Annotated in this window: 1 protein-coding gene; it reads left to right on the forward strand. The window is 48.1% G+C overall.

Annotation, left to right across the window (positions count from 1 at the left end; all coding sequences use genetic code 11):
• The coding region (locus tag ABD949_RS18180) for a transposase (RefSeq protein WP_345245564.1) at window positions 1–738 on the forward strand (738 nt) is incomplete at its 5' end.
• Between the last annotated feature and the right edge of the window lie 21 nt (window positions 739–759).

Genomic DNA, 759 nt, shown 5'->3' on the forward strand with positions numbered 1-759 from the left:
AAGCGAGCCGGTGGTCTGCAACGGGGGAAAACTGACACTATTGATGCGCAGCGGATTGCTGAGTACGCCTTTCGCTTTCGGGATCGCATGCGATTATGGCAACCACCTCGACCCGTTCTTCAACAGTTGGCTTTTTTAAGTGCGACCCGACAGCGCTTGATCCAGGTCTATAACCAGTTAGCTAATCCCTTAGCTGAGCAGCAAAGCTTTATAAATCCTACGCTCCAGAAACAACTACAGAAAAGCTGCAAAGCTTCTTTAGTAGCCCTTGAGAAGGATCGGAAAGCCATTGATCAGGCCATTGAAAAGCTCATTGAGGAGGATGACTATCTCCCTCAACTCTTTGAACTGATTACTTCCGTACCGGGTATCGGTGTTGCAACGGCCACAGAGGTGGTGGTTGCTACCAATGAGCTAAAGACCATCACTGATCCTAAAAAGATGGCCTGCCATGCGGGCGTTGCTCCCTTTGAATATAGATCTGGGGTAAGCATCCGAAGCCGACCTGGGGTGAGCCAGCATGCCCGCAAACGGCTGAAAAGCTTGTTTCATTTAGGCGCTATTTCAGCCGTTCGCGTCAAAGGAGAGCTGCGAGATTACTACTTACGAAAAGTAGGAGAAGGCAAAAGCAAGATGTCAGTGATCAATGCCATCCGTAATAAGCTAATTCATCGAATCTATGCCGTAGTAAAGCGGGGCAAAAAATATGACAAATTTTATGCCTCAACTCTTGCATAGATCATAGAAATCCGCCCGGCT

This window comes from Nibrella saemangeumensis, from assembly GCF_039541915.1.
GTDB lineage: Bacteria > Bacteroidota > Bacteroidia > Cytophagales > Spirosomataceae > Nibrella > Nibrella saemangeumensis.